Consider the following 18,941-nt stretch of genomic DNA (forward strand, 5'->3'; position numbering starts at 1 on the left):
AACGGGAATCGTCAGCAGCGGCGGCGCCGTCGTTCCTGGCCCACGCCGACCAAGCCGGGCAGGCGCCGGTACAACTCGCGACGCTCCGCCGCCGACATCCCGCCCAACACCCCGACCGCCTCACGCGCCCGGACCGTCGAGCGCGATTCCCAGCCGACGGCGTCCCGCAAGCACTCCACCCGCACCGGGCACAGGGCGCACACCCGCCGTGCGTGGTCGATCCGGCGGGCCCGCTCCGCCGGATTGGTGCTATCGCCGAACCAGTCGCGGTTGGCCTCCCGGCAGGCCGCTTCGCTGTGCCACTCCGGACGCTCACCGGCACCCCACAACACCAGCGCCAAGCCCCGAAGGGCGATCTCCAGCGGGAACACCTCACCCATCGCCACGCCCCGTCCGCATCAGCATCCGCAGACGACACGTCAGGTCCGCACGCTCGGCCTCCGACAGATCAGCACCCAGCGCCTTGCCGGAGGTCATCGCCGCCAGCAGCTCCGCCAGCAGCCACGCCACCGACTCGCCCAGGTCCCGGCCGCCGCCGCACGCCTGTTCCACGCTGATCAACACATCCGGATCACCCGCCAGCGGACCGCCCAGCACGAAGAACGCGCCACCGTCCGAGCCACTGACCAGCCATTCCCGAGGCAACACGCCCAGCATCGACGGACCGGGCCGTAACGCCGCGTCGACCTCCCAGCGCCGCGCCATCACTCACCCCCGCTCGACGAGCCCGACGCCTGCGACCCCGACGAGCCCGACCGGCCCGACGACTTCGATCCGGAACCCGAGTCCGAGCGGCGACCGCGCACCCCTTCGGCCCGGTAGACGAAGGTGATGAACCGGAACTCGCCCTGACCCCCAAGCCGAGGCTCAGCCGTGAGGCCCACGAACTCCACCTCACGCACCGCCATCGCCATGCCCGCCACCGGCTCCGGCAACACCGGCTCATCAGCCGACAGGATCTCCACCGTCACCGCAGCCTCACGAGCCCGAGCCGGAGCCGGGTCCGACACCGTCACCTGCCACACCGGCAGCCGGGTCTCCTCATCCACCCGCTGCCGGGGAACCCGCCCCCGCTGCCGATCCTGCTGAGACTGCCGTTCCGGCGCCGCCTGCACTTCCGACAAGGCCAACACCCCTGCCGGAAACGCATCCGCGAATTCCACCGGAAACCGGTAATTCCGAGGCAATGCCATAAAAAACTCCCCCTGGCAGACGCACTCACATGGAATGGAAGGGCCCCGGAAGACCCCCGACCCCGCACCCCCGGTGCGGAAGATCTTCCGGGGTTGCGTCCAAGCTAACCCCGATCTTCCGCCTGCCAAGCCCTTGAACAGCCAAAACGAGAGTGGTTTATGACACACAAGGCGCATCAGGGGCGTGTCCTTGAATAGGACACACTTATCCACAGGAAGGACACAAAGAAACGCCTACAATGCACCCGACGATCAACATCGCTAGCGAACTGCTCCATCCGAGCGACACCGCGCAATTTATTCCCAGCCCGTCACCCGGACGAGTGAACACCACTAGACGCGCGCTAAACGCGTCGCTACGTCGTTACGCGTTCATTAGTTGCGCGAAGCCAACAAGCAGAAACGCGAACTAGGAATCCTAGTTCGCGTTCCTGTCTGTGTGTCTCAGAGCTTGAGTCCCAGCCATGCCGCGAAGTGTGCGACACCGTCTGTCTTCCGGCGCTCGGCCAGCACGATGGCCCGCGCCGTCTCATGCACCTGCGGGTGGTACCGCGTCTGCTGCGGAGCGACCGCCCGCGCCTTGTCAATGCCTGCAAGGCGTTCCCATGGTCGCCAGACAGCACCCAAGCGCGTGCCACGTCCTGCCAGTGGTGTCCCGCGCGCGTCGCCGTCACATCGGCAGGGATAGTCAACGCCGAACCATCACGAGCTGCCCGGCTGGGGTCGCCAACTTCCAGAGACACGGCCGTATCGTGAATCTCAACATTGCCAGGCCCGAAACTCGTGTCGTAGGCGTTCGACTGGCGTCCGAGCATGGCCCCGAATCGCCGAGCGTCTGCAATGTGCTCCCGTGCCCGGTCCGCGTTGCCTTGCCGAGCGCAGATGATCGCGCCCTTAAGGTGGCCAGCGCCGCGCAAGGCCACTACACCCTCTTCGTCCGGTTGGCCGGACAGTTGGTCGAGCGATCGTTCCACCAGCCGCTCCGCGACGCCGTAGGAGGCATGCGACATCAACAGCATCGCGCGATGATGGGCGGCATGCGCCAGCAAGTTGGGGTCTCCAGACTGCTTGGCGGCACCTTGCATCCTGTCCAACGCCTGGCTCGCCAAGGTCAGCCAGCCGTAGCGATAGACAATCTGCGCAACATTGCCGAACCCGAGCGCCAGAAGTTGAAACGCCCGTTCCCGCTGCTCATCACCTGTGGCCTGATCGGCGGCGCCGTAGATCTGCCTAAGCAGCACATGCATGCTCGCGATCGCTTCACGCGACCGGTCCGCACGGCGCCGTTCCCTTACGGCCTGAACTTCGGTAGCCAGCTCATCGAGCGAAGACGGCTCAAGAGCTTCAACGTCGTCGCCTTCCGCTAGCACCGTGCGAAGTTCGGCCAAGCCTGGCAAGCCGCCGTCATCATCCAGAAGCTCACGGTATGGCTGCCCGTACAGCTCCTCAGTCTCTACCCCGAGGGCCTTCGCCACCGCCGCCACGAACGCGGGGGATGCCGGCTCGCGTCCCTGCTCTACCGCGCGGACCATGCTGATGCTGTAGGACGCGCGAGCAGCGAGGACGTGCTGTTTCAAGCCCGCGACCTTACGGGCCACGGCGATACGCTCACCGATCGACACACCCGTACCTGTGGACGACATGTAAGCCTCCCCGGCGAAGGTCAACAAGGCCACTCGACAGCCTACGTGCCGCAACGCCTACGGCGATACAACGCGCAAGCACACCAACACTGACTGTCAGTCGACTGTCACTCATCGTTCTTCACCTCTCCTAGCTTTGTAATCGTTCGAGCACAGCGGGTAACAGCCGCGAGTGAGGAGGTGACGGCAGCGCAATGCAACTCGACTTCGCGTGGATGGCGAGCGTGCACGAATCTGGGTGGCACGCCGTCGACCGCACCGCGGGCGGAGGCAGCCCCGTCGCATGGTGCGGTCACCGCCTACGAGGGCCAATCCACCGCAGGCTCACACGCCATCCGCCGGATGGCGCCGGGCGTGTGACCTGCAAGGTCTGCCAGCAAGCAACTGATATCAGCGTTTACGACACCGACCCGCCGACGCTTCAGCACCTTTCGTTGCGGGCCGCCATGGCAGTGATCGTTGACGACGCGCCGCAATGGCCGCAAGAGGACTTGGACGAGCCACAGACGCACACGGGCTTTATTACCGCGCAGGCCGCCTAGGCCCACAAGCCCGGTTCGGTGTCGCGCCCGTCGATACCCCCCCACGCGATACCGGGCCGCGCCTGGTCAGGGGTAAGGCACTGGTAGTTGGCTCCATTCCTGCCAGCCCTGACCAGGCATCCAACCCGAGCCCCAGAGGGAAACCGCAGCGTGCCCGCTGCGATTGCCGAGACGCCGATGCGGGTGCCGTCCACGCCCCCGAGCGGCACCCGCATCGACCATGAGGCACCGGACCTCTGGGGGAGGTTCGAACTCTCACACGTGGAGGGGAGGTGACCAAATGGCACTGGTTAAGAAGATCGAGACTGAGCAAGCGATTCAGGATCGCACCGAGGTCCATGCCTCGGACGGAGCTGTCGGTGACGGCTCGGACGGCCAAGGACACTGACCGCTAGCGGGGCGCCTCCGCCACAAGGAGGCGTCCCGCACTGCTCTTAGCAAGGGACACGCGATGCGACACAAGCTCGTTTCTGAACTTGCAGCGATCACAGGTGGTTTCGAGTCGACTTTCACACGCGGGCACCTCTGGGACGCAGGACTCCGTTCCCGCTTGCTGACCCCGTACCGGTTGTTGGATCTCGTGATGCGCCGCAGCCTGACCTATCCCCGCTTGCGCTGCCTAGTTGGGGGCGCAGACCTGCGCGAGCAGGATTACATCACCCCACAACGGATTCGGCGTGGCTACTCGGTTCCCATGCCCGACATGCACCAAATCAGCCGGTACCTGCGCGACGGCTGCACGCTCGTTCTGGACGACCTCGGAGCCTACGACCCGACAATGGAAGTCACGTGCCGGGCCTTGCAGTGGGAACTGAACGAACGAGTGCAGGTCAACGCCTATCTCACCACCGGAGAGTCCGGCGGGTTCTGCCTGCACTGGGACGACCACGATGTGATCGTGGTCCAAGTCGCCGGGGCAAAGACGTGGGAGGTCCGCCCCACCTCCCGTGCGTACCCGATGTTTCGAGATTCGGATCCGAACCTCGCCGCACCTGAAAAGACTCTGTGGACAGGCACTCTCAATGCTGGCGACGTAATGCTTATCCCGCGCGGGCACTGGCACCAGGCGACCCGCGCCACCCATGGAGACGGCTACAGCCTGCACCTAACGTTCGGTTTCACCAGACGTACCGGCATTGACTGGCTCACCTGGGTCGCCGATCAAGCGCGCAAGACTGCCACCTTCCGAAGGGACCTTGACGCCGGAGACATCGCCGCCAACATGGCCGCGTTGGTCGACATGTTGCCGAGGTTCATCAGCGACCACGCACCCGTGAGGTTCACAGAAGACCACTTGACGGCTTCTGTGCCCGAACGGCACATCCGGACGCACGGGCTGTTCGGGACTCCCTTCTCGGTCGTCTGCATCACCAGCCGCAAGCCCCGGATCACCCAGGACGGGAACGACGTGGTGGTACGCGCAGCCGGGAAGGGGATCACTATCGACGGCTCGGCGCGCCCCGCGCTGGAAATCCTGTTGTCCGGACGCCCTGTCTCTGTTGACGTCATGCGCGAAGTGTTCGGCGACGACATGACCGAACTGGTCGATGTGCTGCTGTCCGAAGAAATCTGCGCCGAAGTCACGCCCGAGCTGGCCGACGGATACGCCGGTCTCGTCCCCGAGATCACCACTCAGCAAGAAGTCGCGCAGCTTGACGGCGCGCTGGCTCGGTGAACACCGGGTCAGTCTCCGTATCGAGTAGCCCGGCACACTGGTAAAGCCAGGAGATACGGCCCGACCGCGTCGCCAAGTCCGAAGCGCGTTCGATGGTGATGCGGTCGGCCAACTCCGGTACCGGCAGGGAGAGCGCCCACAATGAGGCCGCATCGAATCCGACCGGGCCCCGCCCCCAATCTTCCCAATCCAGGAACACACATTCTGGCGCGGTGAGGTTCGCCCACGACAGATCACCATGCACTGCGCACCACTCGGGCACCACCGTGTCTACCTCGCCGAACATGGACGTGATCAGCCGTGTAATGCGCCGCTGCGTCAGCAGTGCGGTGTGGCGGGTAGCCGAGTGATCCGGGAAGTGCCACCGGAGTGCGTCGAGCGAGCGGTTGAACGTCTCCCACCACGCCTTTGGAAGCACCGGCACGGCGTCTACACACGCCCGCTCCGAAACCGGACGTGCGGAGATCAGTTCAGTCTCGTCCGCCCGCCAGCGGAACCGACCTTCGAACCAGTCGAACGAGCACAACCACGAAGGCCGCGACACCCCGAGCAACTGCACCGACGAGGCGATACCGCCCCAGCCACGCGTGCCGAAGACGTCCGCCGGTTGAACCTCGATCCGAACCCACGTCCCGCGATCAGACCGTGCACCGACCGTGCGTCGCTTCACCACGAACGAATCTTGTTGCAGCTTCACGCGCAACGCCTGCTCAACACGCTCCACCGCATGTGTGTATGAGTCCCTGCGGAGATCAAGCACTGCCGTTCCCGGTGTCGTCACGAACGAAAGACTACGACCCCCTATCAAGACGTGTAGCTGTGCCGTACCGAAGCGACAGTGCCTGCCCCGCTGAGCCACGTCACAACGAAGTGCGCCTAGTCGCGCAGCGATACGTCCTTGATCGCGATCTTCGGGTACACCCGCACATCAAGATTTCCGGAGAGTTCCGCGGATTCGAAGCTGACGACGAAGTACGTCTCACCGCCCTCATTTCGAATCACGAGCGAGGTTGCTGTTTCCCTAAAGAACTCCCACAGTACATCATCGTCATCGCGCCATTCGAATCGAATGGATCTCTCGTGGCTATCGAAGCTCAACTCTAGGGTTCCATTATCGGAACTGATGGAAATCGAGCGAATCCACGGCTCATCTTGCACCTGTGGCGCTTCGCCGAACTCATTGAGAAATTCCTGCTCGTCCGGAACACTTAGCACGTCGGTCATTTTCTACCCCTCCTTGGGATGATCGTAGTGAGTCGCAAGCCTTGCGGGGTAACCTGCCACGCGGTTTCCAGTTGCAAGAACCCCCCAGGCCCAGCAAGGAGAGAATCTCGAATCTGGTAGGTTCCAAACTCATCCGTGTAGGTACGAATGATGTTCGCATCCGATCTTACTACGTCCTCCAGGTGACGCCGCAACGCGCCGCGACCAGCTGGCGTGTCGAATATTCGAATGCCATTCAACTCTGTGATCAACTGCCGCGACCTAGCGGTGTTGTGCCTACCGGATTTAACCTTTCCGAAGAAGTACTTGAACTTCTCCCGGTCTATAAGAGCACGCCCTTGCGGCTTAGCGGAGTCAGTTTCGGGCGCTCGCGGTTCGCCCGGATTGACCGCGCCTGTGACGCCCAGCGTTTCAGACTTGTATCTCTCGACCCGCTTCCGGAACTCGACACAGAGGGTGGCAGAGTTTCCGATAGCTACTGCGGATTGTTGCCAGGACAACAAGACCTCCGCAATGTCCGGATCGTTGCTGTCGGACGCCACCAAATTCAAAGCGTCTAAAGCTTCGCCGATGAGGGTTACCGCCTCGTCTAGCTTCTTAATCGGAAGGTGTCCTATAGCTACGTCTAAGCTTTGCGCAATGTCGTCAACCGACATGCCCACCCTCTACGTCAGCATTGCCAGAAATACCCGAGACCCCAATAGGCCTTTCAACATTGGTTTATATTTGCACATTCCTTCTTGAGTGAATCTTCTCTTCTGTCTCTTGCTGTGTCCAGGCATTCGCTTGCTTTCGCTGACGCTTAATCCTTTCCCGGATAGCGCGTCCATCGGCAACTTTAAAATTGCCGCCTTTGTTGCCAGGTACTGCTAGTTCCGCAAGCATGCGAAGATCTTCACTTTCCTCGATCCTCTCCAATCTTCCGTATCCCTGACGACACCAGCGCACGTTCGAAGAGTCCGTAAAGTAGACCTCTGTGCGACTGGTAAGCCACGAGCGGATTTGATCTTCCGTTCCAAGATGGCGAGGAAATGTGTCTTCGATTTCAACCGTGCATGCGTCATCCTTTAATCCAGAAAACGTGGTGTTTGTTGTAGCAGGCGGCGCAGGTATTGCATGCCCCACTGGATCAAGTACTCCAAAGTACTGACTAACGACAATGTCGACATTGTGCGTTAGAGATCTCAGTGTTGTTTCAGCATAGACTTGGAAGAACGGCAGTGGCGAAGGATTGATGTAGCGGAAATGTAGCTGGCGAGAAATTGCAAGCTCTGGGGGTGTATCGTCATCGATTGCTTCCGGTGCCCATTCGATCCATGAGGTAAACATCGACGCATGCCAGCGCAGTGCATTATCCTGGGCCAACTTTAGCTGTCCCGATTGCTTCGTATATGCTTTATACGCAAAGAAGGCGGCGACCATTGCCACTATCGCAGAGGCAAGTGCTGCACAGGAACTGAGAATTTCTGTCCACTTGATTTCTGCCGTTGGCAATGGCGCCGATGGCGCCAGTACCGGCGGCGTCAAGAGCGATAGCATGCGCCAGAGCTTACTCACGTTCGCCAAGCAGATCGACGCGGCTACATATTTGCGCTGTCAATAAGTCTATTGTGGAGTGCGGTACTAGAGTTGAAGCACTAGTTGCCGAACTTGGCTTTACAGGTTCAAGGGGCGCCGCCAAGGCGGCGCCCGTCCGGGGCCCCGCGCGGGCTTGCGCCTGCGGCCTGGCGGCCGACCGCGCCCGCGCACCCCGGACAGCCGCTTGCCAGGACACCCCCAGGGGGATGAGCACCACGCCGTACAACGGTGCGAAACGCCCGGGTCGCGACGACTCTCACCGCGGAATCCCCTCTGGCCGGCTCGGGGAGCGCAAGGTACGTAACGAGCAGCGCACCCAGCCCTCTTCGCGCACAGACCGCGAACACCCGACCCCTAGCAAGGAAGCGCCTAGCCATGCTCTCGTAGAGCTTCGATACGATCTCGTCACCACTCGCCCTACGCGGGTGGTTCTCCTGGGGCTATTTCCCTGACTCCGGCAGGTTCGCGCGGCCTGCCGGGGCTGCCGACACCCGCAGGTCGATCCCTGTCAGTCGGCACCTGACAGACGCACCAGCGTCTAACAGGGGGATACATGTCCGAAGGAGAGCAAGTAGAAGGTAAGCCCGGGGAACAGCGGAGACGCGTCCCCGTGAACCCCGGGCACCTGATGGCCGCGATCCAGATCGTCCTGAGCCTGGCACAGCTCTTGCAGGACGTTCTGTCGTGACCCCACGTTGGGCCCGTTCGGTGTCAACTAGCGACGCGGGACGGGCCCAACCCGTTTCACCAGGAATGTGCTACAACGCAGTGCTACGCCATAGCTACAGCGGTGATACACGGCCAAGTACAAGGCGATTATATGCCCCATAATGACACGCCCCGCACCATAACGACCTACGGTGTGCCCTTATGCCTCTGGGGCGCTCGCCGCCCCCAGCCCCCCGGCAGGTCTCCGGGATGAGATGCGCAACGGCGGCTGCGGTCCGGGCGGGGCGCGTTCTCATCCCGACGACCTCCCCGAGGGCTACCAGCCGCATCAAGGGGGCACCTGGCACCGTCGCCGCACCGCTGGCGAGAGGGTGCCCCCTTGATCCGGCCGGTAGGGCTGGCGCCAGGTCGACGGGATGAGAACGAAGGCCCCACCCTTGGAGTCGAAGACTCCACAGACGGCACGGCAGAATGGCAGGCCAACATCGGCCCAGGTCACAAGTAGGTGAACAAATCGCCTACCGCCTGGCCCACCCCCGCAACCGGCACCGCCTCGCAGAGCGAGTCCAAAGGCAGCCTTGAGCCGGTGACGCCTGCGCCGCGCGTTGTGGCCGGTGCGCGGCGCAGGCCTGTCAGGGCCGGCCAGGGAGCTTCGTCAAAGGCGGATGCCGGTCAGCACGGTGACGCGCTCCTCGGTGAGGTCGGTCATCGCCGCGCGGACACCTTCCCGGCCCACGCCGGACTCCTTCACCCCGCCGTAGGGCATCTGGTCGGCGCGGAAGCTGGGCACGTCGCCGACGATCACGCCGCCGACCTCCAGCTCCGCCGACGCGCGGAACGCCGTCTGGAGGTCCTTGGTGAACACGCCGGTCTGCAGGCCGAACCGGGAGGCGTTGACCTCGGCGAACGCCTCGTCCACCGAGTCGACCGGCGCGATGGTCAGCACCGGCCCGAAGACCTCCTCGCAGGAGACCTTCGCGTCCGCGGGCACGTCGGCCAGCACCGTCGGGGCGTAGGTGCTGCCCTCGCGCACGCCGCCGGTGAGCACGCGGGCACCCGCCTCGACGGCCTCGTCCACCCACTGCTCGACCCGCTCCGCGGCGGCGGTGTCGATCAGCGGTCCGACCCTGGTGGCCTCGTCGCGCGGGTCGCCGGTGCCCTGCGCCTCGACGGACTTGACGACGCGGGCCACCAGCTCGTCGTATACGTCGCGGTGGGCGAAGACGCGCTGCACCGAGATGCAGGACTGCCCCGCCTGGTACATCGCGAAGGTGGCGATGCGCTCGGCGGCGAAGTCCAGGTCGGTCCAGTCCGGGCAGACCACCGCGGCGGCGTTGCCGCCGAGCTCGAGGGTCACGTGCTTGTGCGGGGCCGCGGCCTGGATGCCGTAGCCGACCGGGCCCGACCCGGTGAACGACACCACCGGCAGCCGGGGATCGGCGACCAGCTCGGCGGCCTTCTCGTTGGTGGTGGTGACGATCGACCAGGAACCGGCGGGCAGGTCGGTCTCGGCCAGGATCTCGCCGAGCACCAGCGCCGACAGCGGGGTCTTCGGCGCGGGCTTGAGCACGATCGGCACGCCCGCCGCCAGCGCCGGGGCGATCTTGTGCACGACCAGGTTCAGCGGGAAGTTGAACGGCGCGATGCCCAGCACCGGTCCGCGCGGCACCCGGCGGACCAGGGCCATCCGGCCGGTGCCGCCGGGGTCGGTGTCCAGGCGCTGGAGCTCGCCGGAGAACCGGCGGGCCTCTTCGGCGGCCCAGCGGAAGGTCGAGATCGCGCGGTTGACCTCGGCGCGGGCCCAGAACACCGGCTTGCCGTTCTCGGCGGTTATGAGGTCTGCGATCTCGGCGGCGCGCTCGCCCAGCCGTCGCACGACGTGGTCCAGCGCCGCGGCGCGGGCGTGCGCGGGCAGCGCGGCGAACTCGCCGCGGCACGCGTGCGCGGCGGCCACGGCGCGCTCGACGTCGGCGTCGGTGGCGTAGCACGCCGTGGCGACGGCGGAGCCGTCGTAGGGGTGGCGCACCTCGAACGTCGCGTCGCTCGTCGCGGCCTCGCCGGCGATCCAGTACCCGGTGACCATGGGCGTTTCCTTCCTCGGTCCGTTCCTGCGCCTGCGACGCTACGAGCGCGGCACGCGCACCAGCAGTGCCAATCCGTCCATCCCGGCGCGGGCCGGTTGTACGCATTGGCCATGGGCGCGGGCGGTCCGCCCGCCCGCGCGCCTCCGACCGTCAGCGGCCTTCGAGCAGCGGACGCGCCGGGTTCACCGGTTCGCCCCGGCGGCGGGCGGCGATGGCCGACAGCGCCTCCAGCACCACCCGGTTGCCGAGCGCGGCGGTGATGTCGGCGTGGTCGTACGGCGGGGACACCTCCACCACCTCGACACCGACCACCGGCAGCTCCAGGCACAGCCTGCGCACCGAGTCGAGCAGCTGGCGCGAGGTGAAGCCGCCGGGCTCGGGGGTACCGGTGCCCGGTGCCATGCCCGGGTCGACGACGTCGATGTCGACGGAGATGAACACGCCGTCGCAGTCGTCGAGCGCGATGCGCGACGCCTCGGTCAGCACGTCGTCGAGGCCGCGGTCGACGATCTCGGCCATCTCGAAGCAGCGCATGCCCTGCCGGGCCATCCACTCCAGGGTCTCCGGCTCGGGCCAGTAGCCGCGCAGGCCGAGCTGGAGGAACCGGTCGCCCCGGCACGCGCCGGACTCCAGCAGCCGCCGCATCGGCGTGCCGTGGCCGACCAGCTCGCCGTGGATGATGTCGCCGGTGTCGGCGTGGGCGTCGAAGTGCACCACCGACACCCGTCCCCAGCCGTGGTGGCGGGCGACGCCGGTGATGTCGGCCAGCGCGATGGTGTGGTCGCCGCCGATGCACACCGGGACCGCACCCGCCGCGCACACCTTGCGGACCGCCTCGCCGATGCGCTCCAGGGACTTCTCCGTGTCGCCCGCGGGCATCAGGACGTCGCCCACGTCGACGATCTTCAGCTCCCGCAACGGGTCCACCCGCAGCGACAGGTGCGGCCGGGAGCCGTCGTGCGGCAGGTAGTCGCAGCCGCGGATCGCCATCGGGCCCATCCGGCAGCCGGAGCGGTGCCCGGTGCCGCCGTCGAAGGGCGCGCCGATGATGACGACGTCGGCGTCGGAGTAGGTGGATTCGTCGTCGAGGTCGGCCTTCGGCACCCCGAGGTAGGTGAAGTCGGGGCCGTGCATGTTGCCGAGCCTGGTCATGGTCACTCCTGTTCGGACATCGTGGATCGGGTCCGCTGCGCTCGAGGGCAGTGCGAGCCCGATCACTGCCCTGTCGGGAGTGGTCGTCGAAGTGAGCCGACGGAGCCGGACGTGCCTACGCACTCCGTCGTTCGCCCCGTTGCCGGGGCCCGGGTGCCTTCCACCCGTGGGGGGCTCGGGCGGAAGGCACCCGGTGGGGACGCGCGGGGAGGCGCGTCAGTCCAACTTGTGCATCACGTGCTTGATGCGGGTGTAGTCCTCGAAGCCGTACTTGGACAGGTCCTTGCCGTACCCGGAGTGCTTGAAGCCCCCGTGCGGCATCTCGGCGGCGAGGACCATGTGGGTGTTGACCCACACGCAGCCGAAGTCGAGCCCGGCGGCGAACCGCCCGGCGCGGCCGTGGTCGCGGGTCCACACGCTGGAGGCCAGCGCGTAGGCGACGCCGTTGGCCAGCCGCAGCGCCTCCTGGTCGTCGCGGAAGGTCTGCACGGTCAGGACCGGACCGAAGATCTCCTCCTGGATCGCCTCGTCCTCCTGGCGCAGACCGGCCACGACGGTCGGGGCGAAGAAGTAGCCCTGGTCCCCGACCCGCTTGCCGCCGGTGAGCACGCGCGCGTGCTCGGGCAGCCGTTCCACGACGCCCTGCACGCGGGCGAACTGGTCGGCGTTGTTCAGCGGCCCGAACGCGGCGTCGCCGTCCGACGGCGGCCCGCAGCGCAGAGCCTCGGCCTGCGCGACGAGCTTGCGGGCGAACTCCTCGGCGACATCCTCGGCGACCAGGACCCGCGTCGCGGCGGTGCAGTCCTGCCCGCCGTTGAACAGGCCCGCGCCCGCGATGCCCTCGGCCGCGGCGTCCAGGTCGGCGTCGGCGAACACCAGCGCCGGGGCCTTGCCGCCGAGCTCCAGGTGCACGCGCTTGACGTCCTCGGCCGCCGCGGCGGCGACCTGCTGGCCGGCGCGGGTGGAGCCGGTGATCGACACCATCGCCGACACCGGGTGCCCCACCACCGCGCGGCCGGTGTCGCGGTCGCCGCAGACGACGTTGAGCACGCCGGGCGGCAGCACCTCGGCGGCCAGCTCGCCGAGCAGCGACGCCGTGACCGGCGTGGTGTCGGCGGGCTTGAGCACGACGGTGCAGCCCGCGGCGATGGCCGGGGCGACCTTCCAGACGCCCATCATCAGCGGGTAGTTCCACGGCGCGACCTGGCCGACGACGCCGACCGGCTCGCGGCGCACGTAGGAGGTGTGGCCGTCGGCGTACTCGCCGGCCGCCGTGCCCTCCAGCACCCGGGCGGCCCCGGCGAAGAACCGGATCTGGTCGACGCACATGCCGACCTCCTCGACCCGGGTGGCCTCCACCGGCTTGCCGGTGTTCTGCACCTCGGCGGCTACGAAGTCGTCGGCGCGGCGCTCCAGCTCGTCGGCCAGCCGCAGCAGCAGCCGCTGCCGCTCGGCCGGCGTCGTGGTCCGCCACGACTCGAAGGCCCGCTGCGCCGCCTGGTAGGCCGCGTCGACGTCGGCGTCGGAGGACAGCGGCGCGGTGCCGAAGACCTCGCCCGTGCACGGGTCGACCAGTTCGGTGGTGCGGCCGTCGGCGGCGCCCACGGCCTTGCCGTCGATGATGTTGGCAACGGTGCGCATCAGCGGCCTCCAGGCAGGATGCTCAGCATTTCGTACACGACGTGCGCCGCGGCGATACCGGTGATCTCGGCGTGGTCGTAGGCGGGCGCGACCTCGACCAGGTCGGCGCCGACGACGTCGAGGCCGTCGAGCCCGCGCAGGACCTCCAGCAGCTCGCGGCTGGACAGACCGCCCGCCTCCGGCGTGCCGGTGCCCGGCGCGAAACCGGGGTCGAGGACGTCGATGTCCACCGACACGTACACCGGCCGGGAACCGAGCCGGGTGCGGATCCGGTTGATGATGTCGTCCAGCGGCGAGCGGGCGAAGTCGCGGCAGTGCACCGCGGCGAAGCCCATCTTCTCGCTCTCGTCGAGGTCGAGCTTGGAGTACAGCGGACCCCGGATGCCGACGTGCATCGAGTGGTCGAAGTCGATGAGCCCTTCCTCGGCCGCGCGGCGGAACGGCGTGCCGTGCGTGTGGGGAGCGCCGAAGTAGGTGTCCCAGGTATCCAGGTGCGCGTCGAAGTGCAGCACCGCGACCGGCCCGTGCCGTTCGTGCTGCACGCGCAGCAGCGGCAGCGCGATGGTGTGGTCGCCGCCCACCGTGATCAGCGTCCGGCTGGTCCCGGACAGCTCGCGGGCCCCGTTCTCCACGGTGGCGATGGCCTCGCCGATGTCGAACGGGTTGACGCCCAGGTCACCGGCGTCGGCGACCTGCCTGCGGCCGAAGGGCATGGCGTCCAGCGCCGGGTTGTACGGGCGCAGCAGGCGCGAGCTCTGCCGCACGTGGTTGGGGCCGAACCGCGCGCCCGGCCGGTAGCTGACGCCGGTGTCGAACGGCACGCCCCACACCAGCGCGTCGGCGTCGGTCACGTCGGCCAGCCTGGGCAGGCGGGCGAAGGTGGTGTCGCCGCCGTAGCGGGGGACGCGGGTGGCGTCCACCGGGCCGATCGGGTCGTTCACTGCTTCTCCTCCTAGGTGGCTGCGACCGCGGTGTCCCGCAAGGGGACTCGCCGGGTGCGGCCGCGGGCCACGTTGTGCTCGACGGACTTCGCGTTACCGCGCGGCCAGGATCTCGGCCGCGCCGCGCTTGCCGGACTCGATCGCACCATCGATGAAGGTCCGCCAGCGGCGGGCGGTGTGGGAACCGGCGAAGTGCACGCGGCCCTCCGGCTCGCCCACGGCGATCTCGTACTTGGCGAACTGGCCCGCGCGGAAGGTCGACCAGAGGCCCTTGTTGTACTCGTCGTTGACCCAGTCGTGCGACTCCGCGCCGACGACCTCGGCCTCCGGGGCGAACTCGCGCACCGCGCGCTGCACGTCGGCCAGGTCGGTGGCGTCCACCCGGTCGTGCTCGGGGGCGAAGCAGACGAGCACCACGCCCTCGTCGGTGGTCTCCATCGCGCCGACGTAGTCGAAGCTGGTGCCCCAGCCGAACCCGCTGATGTCCTCGGGCACGTTGCGGGCCAGCGCCCAGACCTTCTGACCCTGCCCGGCGTGGTTCTCCTTGGACATGGCCTGCTTGGCCGCCGACAGCTCCGGGGTGAACCGGATGTCCTGCCACACCCCGACCGCGGTGGTCATCAGCACCCGGTCGGCGCGCACCTGCCCGCCCTCGTAGGTGACGGTGACGCCCTCGTCGTCGGCCTCCACCGCGCGCACCGGGCTGGACAGCTCCAGGTCCGCACCGCCGTCCTGCCGGATCGCCTCGGCCAGCGAGACGGTGCCGTTGACGAAGGTGTAGCCCAGCACGCTGGCCTGCACCATGCCCCACAGCGAGTTGTCCATCGAGGCCAGCCAGCGGATGACGTCCAGCGCCGAACCGGTGTCCTCGTTGGCGTTGGCGCAGCCGCAGAACCACGACATCAGCAGCTCGCGGGCGTTGCCGGTGAGACCGACGTTGTCGGCCCACTGCCGGATCGTGACGTCGAGGTCCTCCAGCCCCTGCTCGGACAGCGGGCGCATCGGGTCCAGGCGCTCGCCCGCCTCGATCAGCGACCGCACGGCGTGCTCCAGCGCGCCGTACTCCTCGGCGGGCACCGGCAGCAGCGTGTCGAGCACCTCGCCGTGGTCGGACCAGGTCATCCGCTCGGGCAGCTCGCTGTCCTTGACCGGCACGCCGTAGCGCTGCACCTCGGCCCAGACGTGGGTCTGCTCGGGGACGATCCAGGTGCCGCCCATCTCCAGGCCGAAGCCGCCGAGGGCACCGGGGCGGTACCAGGTGGAACCGCCGATGCGGTCCCTGGCCTCCAGCACCAGCACGCTCTTGCCGGCCTCCCGCAGGTCGCGCGCCGCGGTCAGGCCCGCGAAGCCCGCTCCGATGACGACGACGTCGTAGCGATCCATCTTGCTCTGCACTTCCTTGTTCCGGGGTTGGTCGGGGCTTCAGGCGCGCACGGCCTGGGCCTGGGTTTCGGGTCCGGTCCGGGTGGGCATCGGCTGCGGGCTGCCCAGCGACAGCAGCAGGTAGGCGACGGCGGTGGTGGCCGCGGCGAGCAGGAAGCTCAGGTCGATGCCGTAGGTCCACTCGATCAGCGGGCCCTTGAACAGGGCCGTGTCGACCGAGAGCAGGCCGACCGCGGAGCCGAGCATCCACGCGACGGCGGCCCGCAGGTTCCAGCCGGCGGTGTACCAGTAGATGCCGCCCCGCGAACGGCGGTTGTAGACCTGCAGCGCGTCGGGGTCGTAGTGGCCGCGGCAGCGCACGAAGCCGATGAGGGTGATCACCGCCCACGGCGTGCCGATGGCCGTCAGCAGCAGCACGAACGCGGTGACCGCGTCCTGGGCGTCCCAGACGAAGTAGCCGAGGTAGACCAGGACCGTCGACAGCGCCGAGGTCAGCACCGTGGCCTTCACCCGCGACAGCGGCGGCACGATCGCGTCCAGGTCCAGGCCCATGCTGTAGACCAGGATCCCGGCGTTGCCGATGGTGCCGAACACGCCGTTGAGCAGCAGCGGGAGCAGGAACCACACCGGTGCGGCGGCCACCAGCGGGCCGACGTAGTCGTCGGCGGCCCGCGAGGCGAAAGCGGTGAAGGTGCCGAAGAGCTGCGGGATCAGCAGACCCATGACCATGCCGGCGACAGTGGCGGCGAAGATTTTGCCGGAGGAGTAGCGCTTCGGCGAGACGTAGCGGCTGTAGTCACCGAGCAGGGTGATGAAGGCCATCGGGCCGCTCAGGCCGGCGGCGACCGTGGACAGCGCCCACGTCGTCCAGAAGTCGCCGAGCAGGTATCCGCCCTCGACGACCGGGCCGGTGCTGAACTGCCCGGAGTAGGCCAGCACACCGGCCGCCATCAGCACCAGCGTGCCCGCCGCGACCCACTTGCTCATGGTGGTCAGCAGCCGGTAGCCGTAGATCGCGATCAGCACCGACAGCACCGACAGGACGCCGTAGGTGACGGTGTAGCCGACCCCGCCGTCGGGCAGGCCGAACAGCCGGTGCAGCGGGCCGACGACGGCCGCGCCGCCGGTCCACACCGTCAGCGCGGCGTAGCCGAGCGAGAGCAGCAGGCCGATGACCGAGCCGATGAGCCTGCCGCGCACCCCGAAGGTGCCGCCGCTGCTGGTCGAGAGGTTGGTCCCGGTGCGGAACGAGACCAGCGACAGCGGCGCGACGAGCAGGGTGCCCAGCAGCGTGCCCGCGATCATCGAGGTCACGCTCGGCCAGAACTCCAGGCCGAACGAGGCGGGCAGCCAGCCGAAGATGACCACGCCCAGGCACATGTTGGAGCCCAGCAGGATGCCGACGATGTCGCGTGGACGTCCGGTCCGGTCGGAGTCCGGGATGGTGTCGACGCCGTGCTTCTCGATGCCGGATCCGCGCGGCGCGGAATCGACGCCTGTCGGCGTTGGGGACTCCGGGGTCATCGGTGACCTCCTCGGGGGCTGGCCGGTGCGTGTGCACCAGGTCGGGCTTGCGTTCGCTCCGCGCGGCTCCAGCAAGAGTGGGGGCGGTCACCCCGGACGGGTAGGGGTCGATCCTCCGAAGTCCTCGGGCGGCGTTGGACGATCCCACAACGGGACCCACGGATCGTTCATCACTCGTTCGTGTCAATGACGTCCCGACGCAGGTCAGCGCGCCGCCCGTGAGTCTCTTGTGTCGTCGTGGCGCTCCATATGGCGCGCTTGGCCTGGGAAGCGGGCGTTACGACTGGCGGAGGGCGCGCAGCGCCAGGAAGAGGTCCACCCGGTCGGCGGTGCTCGACAGCGAGCGGCCGGTGAGCTCCTCGACGCGGCTCATGCGGTGCCGCAGCGTGTTGATGTGCACGTGCAGCCGCTGCGCGGACTCCTGCCAGCGGCAACCGGCGTCGAGGAAGACCCACAGCGACGGCAGCAGGTCGCCGCCGCGCCGCTCGTCGTGGTCCAGCACCGGGCCGAGCAGGGCCCGCGAGGTCGACACCAGCAGCTCCGGGTCCTGCGCCGAGAGCAGCAGCGAGGGGCTGCTGAGCTGCTCGTGGGTCATCCACCCGCCGTCGGCGCGGCCCGACACCGCCTCGGCGGCGTGCGACGCCTGCAGCAGACTCACCCGCAGGTCGCCCGCGGTCCCCGGCTTGCCCGCGCCGACGTGCGCGCCCAGCGCCTCGTGGACCCGCCGGGCCAGGTCCGCCGTGGTGTCGCGGACCCGCGCGAACGCCACGGCCTCTCCCCCGCGCTGCACCGCCACGCCGTCGCTGCCCAGCAGCTCCCCGAGGCGGACGGCGTCGACGTCGGGGTTCGCGCTGCGCACGACGACGGCCGCGAGCGGTCCGTCCGAGGGCAGGCCCAGCGAGTGCAGCCGGGTGCGGACCGTCTCGGGCCCCACGGCCCCGGTGTGCACCCACTCGAAGAGCTCCCACGCGTAGCGCAGCTCGGTGGCCCGCACCGCGCGGTTGCGTTCGATCTCCAGCGCGATGAACGGCATCGCCTGCACCACCGCGGCCTGCTGCTCGACGTCGAGCTCCTCCAGCGGACGCGGCAGCAGCAGCTCCGCCTCCGCCAGACCCTCGCCGACCAGCGGCAGCGGGTACTGCGGCCGCGGCGCCTCGCCCTCCACCAGGCCGCCGTCGACGCGCACCGCGACCGGCAGTCCGAGCTGACCGGACAGCGTGCGCAGGACGGTGGTGACGCCACGGTGCACCCGCAGCGCCGCCACGATCGCGTCGTGCTGGCCGAGGTGCCGCCGCAGCGGCCGCTCCCACTCGGCCCGTTTCGTGCTCACGAAAGCCTCGACGACCTGCAGGAACGCCACGTCGACCGGCACCACGAAGCAGGTCAGGCCGTGCTCGCGGGCGGCGTCGACGAACTCGTCGGGCACCTGGAGCTCGGGCGGCACCGGGCCGAAGCCGACCGCCGCGACGTCGGCCTCCACCAGGTCTGCGACGAAGTCCCGCGCGGTGACCCCGGCGGCCCGCCACACGCCCGCGGTGAGCACGACCTCACCGCCGCGCAGGAACCGCCCGGGTGCGCGGACCTCGATGGTGTGCACCCAGCGGATCGGCCGCTGCGTGTTGCCGCGGACCCGCGTTTCGAGGGCCAGCTCCGGCTTTCCGAGGAGATCGTCGACCAGCACCGCGGCGTCCT

17 protein-coding genes are annotated in these 18,941 nt (G+C 67.9%); 2 read left to right on the top strand and 15 right to left on the bottom strand.

The window, feature by feature from the left end; translation table 11 throughout:
* Positions 1-11 precede the first annotated feature (11 nt).
* The 4 genes from SACE_RS35800 to SACE_RS37005 form a co-directional block, all read right to left on the bottom strand.
* On the bottom strand, positions 12-380 hold the full coding sequence (locus tag SACE_RS35800) for a WhiB family transcriptional regulator (RefSeq protein ID WP_011874912.1): 369 nt from the start codon (positions 378-380) through the stop codon (positions 12-14).
* A complete protein-coding gene (locus tag SACE_RS28805) occupies positions 373-705 on the bottom strand; it encodes a hypothetical protein (protein WP_009943672.1) in 333 nt (110 codons plus the stop codon). Before SACE_RS28805 ends, SACE_RS35800 begins: the two co-directional genes overlap by 8 nt.
* Positions 705-1,193, bottom strand: a complete 489-nt coding sequence (locus SACE_RS28810; protein WP_029621428.1) for a hypothetical protein — start codon at positions 1,191-1,193, stop codon at positions 705-707. Before SACE_RS28810 ends, SACE_RS28805 begins: the two co-directional genes overlap by 1 nt.
* 356 nt (positions 1,194-1,549) lie before the next feature.
* A complete protein-coding gene (locus tag SACE_RS37005) occupies positions 1,550-2,815 on the bottom strand; it encodes a helix-turn-helix domain-containing protein (RefSeq protein ID WP_231849827.1) in 1,266 nt (421 codons plus the stop codon).
* 377 nt (positions 2,816-3,192) lie between these two features.
* On the opposite strand from SACE_RS37005, the gene SACE_RS28820 reads away from it, so the two are divergent.
* Positions 3,193-3,378, top strand: a complete 186-nt coding sequence (locus SACE_RS28820) for a hypothetical protein (RefSeq protein WP_009943667.1) — start codon at positions 3,193-3,195, stop codon at positions 3,376-3,378.
* A 550-nt stretch (positions 3,379-3,928) separates the two neighbouring features.
* Positions 3,929-5,053: a JmjC domain-containing protein gene (locus tag SACE_RS28825; protein ID WP_009943666.1), complete on the top strand. Its 1,125-nt coding sequence runs from the start codon at positions 3,929-3,931 to the stop codon at positions 5,051-5,053.
* On the opposite strand, the gene SACE_RS38040 is transcribed toward SACE_RS28825, so the two are convergent.
* From SACE_RS38040 to SACE_RS28865, 11 genes are all read right to left on the bottom strand, one after another.
* Positions 5,004-5,777: a phosphotransferase gene (locus tag SACE_RS38040; RefSeq protein ID WP_143538249.1), complete on the bottom strand. Its 774-nt coding sequence runs from the start codon at positions 5,775-5,777 to the stop codon at positions 5,004-5,006. The genes SACE_RS28825 and SACE_RS38040 overlap by 50 nt on opposite strands.
* 152 nt (positions 5,778-5,929) lie before the next feature.
* Entirely contained in the window at positions 5,930-6,277 is a 348-nt protein-coding gene (locus SACE_RS28830; protein WP_009943665.1) for a hypothetical protein, read from the bottom strand.
* Positions 6,274-6,933 (bottom strand): hypothetical protein, encoded by a 660-nt coding sequence (locus tag SACE_RS38045; RefSeq protein ID WP_143538250.1) that lies wholly within the window; start codon positions 6,931-6,933, stop codon positions 6,274-6,276. The genes SACE_RS28830 and SACE_RS38045 overlap by 4 nt, the downstream gene beginning before the upstream one ends.
* 64 nt (positions 6,934-6,997) lie before the next feature.
* Entirely contained in the window at positions 6,998-7,816 is an 819-nt protein-coding gene (locus SACE_RS38050; RefSeq protein WP_143538251.1) for a hypothetical protein, read from the bottom strand.
* A gap of 1,363 nt (positions 7,817-9,179) precedes the next feature.
* A complete protein-coding gene (locus tag SACE_RS28835) occupies positions 9,180-10,607 on the bottom strand; it encodes an aldehyde dehydrogenase family protein (protein ID WP_009943663.1) in 1,428 nt (475 codons plus the stop codon).
* Between the two features lie 151 nt (positions 10,608-10,758).
* Complete coding sequence (gene speB, locus SACE_RS28840) at positions 10,759-11,760, bottom strand: agmatinase (protein ID WP_011874915.1); 1,002 nt, start codon at positions 11,758-11,760, stop codon at positions 10,759-10,761.
* A gap of 216 nt (positions 11,761-11,976) precedes the next feature.
* Entirely contained in the window at positions 11,977-13,401 is a 1,425-nt protein-coding gene (locus SACE_RS28845) for a gamma-aminobutyraldehyde dehydrogenase (protein WP_009943661.1), read from the bottom strand.
* The gene (gene speB, locus SACE_RS28850) at positions 13,401-14,342 is read right to left on the bottom strand and encodes an agmatinase (protein WP_009943660.1); all 942 of its coding nucleotides are present in this window, start codon (positions 14,340-14,342) and stop codon (positions 13,401-13,403) included. Before speB (SACE_RS28850) ends, SACE_RS28845 begins: the two co-directional genes overlap by 1 nt.
* Positions 14,343-14,435: 93 nt before the next feature.
* Positions 14,436-15,725: a flavin monoamine oxidase family protein gene (locus SACE_RS28855; protein WP_011874916.1), complete on the bottom strand. Its 1,290-nt coding sequence runs from the start codon at positions 15,723-15,725 to the stop codon at positions 14,436-14,438.
* Between the two features lie 39 nt (positions 15,726-15,764).
* Positions 15,765-17,249, bottom strand: coding sequence for a purine-cytosine permease family protein (locus SACE_RS28860; protein WP_009943657.1), 1,485 nt, complete (start codon positions 17,247-17,249; stop codon positions 15,765-15,767).
* A 277-nt stretch (positions 17,250-17,526) separates the two neighbouring features.
* Entirely contained in the window at positions 17,527-18,930 is a 1,404-nt protein-coding gene (locus tag SACE_RS28865) for a PucR family transcriptional regulator (protein WP_011874917.1), read from the bottom strand.
* Positions 18,931-18,941 lie beyond the last annotated feature (11 nt).

This window comes from Saccharopolyspora erythraea NRRL 2338, from assembly GCF_000062885.1.
Taxonomy (GTDB): Bacteria; Actinomycetota; Actinomycetes; order Mycobacteriales; family Pseudonocardiaceae; genus Saccharopolyspora_D; species Saccharopolyspora_D erythraea.